Origin of the sequence: Malaciobacter halophilus, from assembly GCF_002837275.1 — a bacterium.
GTDB classification, from domain to species: domain Bacteria; phylum Campylobacterota; class Campylobacteria; order Campylobacterales; family Arcobacteraceae; genus Malaciobacter; species Malaciobacter halophilus.
Map to the genome: position 1 here is coordinate 1 of NZ_NXIF01000042.1, position 3,240 is coordinate 3,240.

Annotated in this window: 2 rRNA genes; both read left to right on the forward strand. The window is 46.5% G+C overall.

Features of this window, described 5'->3' with window-relative positions:
• The first annotated feature begins 25 nt into the window (after positions 1 to 25).
• Positions 26 to 2,940, forward strand: a 23S ribosomal RNA gene (locus tag CP960_RS11185).
• 116 nt (positions 2,941 to 3,056) lie between these two features.
• Positions 3,057 to 3,172, forward strand: a 5S ribosomal RNA gene (rrf, locus tag CP960_RS11190).
• The last annotated feature ends 68 nt before the right edge of the window (positions 3,173 to 3,240 follow it).

Genomic DNA, 3,240 nt, shown 5'->3' on the forward strand with positions numbered 1-3,240 from the left:
GGTTAAGTGAGAACTTAACTAACAAAAATAAGCTATTAAGGGCTAATGGTGGATGCCTAGACTGTAAGAGGCGAAGAAGGACGTACTAGACTGCGATAAGCTTTGGGGAGCCGTCAAGAGGCATTGATCCAGAGATTTCCGAATGGGACAACCCAGCATATAGAGATATATGTTATCCCGAAAGGGAGGCGAACGTGGTGAAGTGAAACATCTCAGTAACCACAGGAAGAGAAATCAAAAGAGATTCCGAGAGTAGCGGCGAGCGAAATCGGAAGAGGGCAAACCCTATGCTTGCATAGGGGGTTGTAGGACCAAAATAAGAGACTAAAGAGAATAGTAGAAATAGTTGGAAAGCTATAGCATAGAAGGTGAAACTCCTGTATACGAAATTTTCAATAGCTCTATTGGATTCCTGAGTAGGTCGGAACACGTGATATTTTGACTGAATCCGGGGGGACCACCCTCCAACCCTAAATACTACTTACAGATCGATAGTGAACAAGTACCGTGAGGGAAAGGTGAAAAGTACTCCAGTGAGGAGAGTGAAATAGAACCTGAAACCATTAGCTTACAATCATTCGGAGCCCTATGATTTATCAGGGTGACGGACTGCCTTTTGCATAATGAGCCTGCGAGTTGTGGTATCTGGCAAGGTTAAGTCAAGTACGAAGCCGTAGCGAAAGCGAGTCTTAAAAGGCGAAATAGTCAGATGCTGCAGACCCGAAACGAAGTGATCTATCCATGGGCAGGTTGAAGCTGGTGTAAGAGCCAGTGGAGGACCGAACCGATGGGCGTTGAAAAGCCCCCGGATGACCTGTGGATAGGGGTGAAAGGCCAATCAAACTTCGTGATAGCTGGTTCTCTCCGAAATATATTTAGGTATAGCCTCTAGTAGTAGCATGTAGGGGTAGAGCACTGAATGGGCTAGGGCTGCTTACCGCGGTACCAAACCCTATCAAACTTCGAATACTACATGTGTAATCTAGGGAGTCAGGCGTAGGGTGATAAAATCCTATGTCGAGAGGGGAACAACCCAGACTAACAGCTAAGGTCCCAAAGTTACATCTAAGTGGAAAACGATGTGGAGTTACTGTGACAACCAGGAGGTTGGCTTAGAAGCAGCCATCCTTTAAAGAAAGCGTAACAGCTCACTGGTCTAGTGATTCTGCGCGGAAAATATAACGGGGCTAAGATGTACACCGAAGCTTTAGACTCAAGTTTGACTTGAGTGGTAGGAGAGCGTTCTATTCAGCGTTGAAGCCATACCGGCGAGGAGTGGTGGAGCGGATAGAAGTGAGCATGCAGGCATGAGTAGCGATAATTGAGGTGAGAATCCTCAACGCCGAAAACCCAAGGTTTCCTACGCGATGCTCGTCATCGTAGGGTTAGTCGGGGCCTAAGTCGAGTCCGAAAGGGGTAGACGATGGGAAATTGGTTAATATTCCAATACCAACAATTAAGCGCGATGTGGGGACGCATAGAGTTAATCGAGCTCACTGATGGAAGTGTGGGTCGAAGGACGTAGGTTGTAATTTAGGCAAATCCGGATTACATTAGACCGAGATCTAACAGGCCGAACAAACTCTTCGGAGTGCGTTTGGAATCGATGATACTGTCGTGCCAAGAAAAGCCACTAAGTATATTAATTGTTGCCCGTACCGCAAACCGACACAGGTAGGTGGGATGAGTATTCTAAGGCGCGTGGAAGAACCCTGGTTAAGGAACTCTGCAAACTAGCACCGTATCTTCGGTATAAGGTGTGCCTACTTTGGTATAGAGATTAACTCTCGAAAGCTAAAGAGGTTGCAACAAAGAGTCCCTCCCGACTGTTTACCAAAAACACAGCACTTTGCTAACACGTAAGTGGATGTATAAGGTGTGACGCCTGCCCGGTGCTCGAAGGTTAATTGATGACGTAAGCGTAAGCGAAGCGTTTGATCGAAGCCCGAGTAAACGGCGGCCGTAACTATAACGGTCCTAAGGTAGCGAAATTCCTTGTCGGTTAAATACCGACCTGCATGAATGGCGTAACGAGATGGGAGCTGTCTCAACCAGGGATCCAGTGAAATTGTAGTGGAGGTGAAAATTCCTCCTACCCGCGGAAAGACGGAAAGACCCCGTGCACCTTTACTACAGCTTGACACTGTAGCTTGGATATTCATGTGCAGGATAGGTGGGAGGCTTTGATTACTAGACGCCAGTAGAGTATGAGCCACCCTTGAGATACCACCCTTGAATATTTGAGTTACTAACTGGGAACAATAAACTTGTTTCAGGACAATGTCTGGTGGGTAGTTTGACTGGGGCGGTCGCCTCCTAAAAAGTAACGGAGGCTTACAAAGGTTAGTTCATGGCGGATGGAAATCGCCAGCTGAGTATAATGGCATAAACTAGCTTGACTGTGAGAGAGACAACTCGAGCAGAGACGAAAGTCGGTCATAGTGATCCGGTGGTTCTGAGTGGAAGGGCCATCGCTCAAAGGATAAAAGGTACGCCGGGGATAACAGGCTGATCTCCCCCAAGAGCTCACATCGACGGGGAGGTTTGGCACCTCGATGTCGGCTCATCGCATCCTGGGGCTGGAGCAGGTCCCAAGGGTATGGCTGTTCGCCATTTAAAGCGGTACGCGAGCTGGGTTCAGAACGTCGTGAGACAGTTCGGTCCCTATCTTCCGTGGGCGTAGGAAAGTTGAGGAGATTTGTCCCTAGTACGAGAGGACCGGGATGAACGTACCACTGGTGTACCAATTGTTCTGCCAAGAGCATCGTTGGGTAGCTACGTACGGATGAGATAAGAGCTGAAAGCATCTAAGCTCGAAGCCAACTTCAAGATGAACTTTCCCTGAAGATCCCAGCAAGACTAGCTGGTTGATAGGCTAGATGTGTAAGCGTTGTAAGACGTTTAGCTGACTAGTACTAATAGATCGTTTGGCTTATTAATTAACTTGGTTTACTATCTTATTAAGTTTAGTAAGACAGTTGTGTAAAAGACTTTAACAATATATACTCAAAATATGAGTATAGAGTGAATAAAGAGATTCATTGTATACTCATATTGCTGGTGGATATAGCGAAGTGGAAATACCCAGATCCATTCCGAACCTGGAAGTCAAGCACTTCTGCGCTGATAATACTGCAGGTTTCACTTGTGGAAACGTAGGCCTCTGCCAGCTCTTGAGTCTTTTTAAGCCCTTATCTATTTTAACTTTTTACAGTTATCTTAGTTATGGGCTCTTTTTTT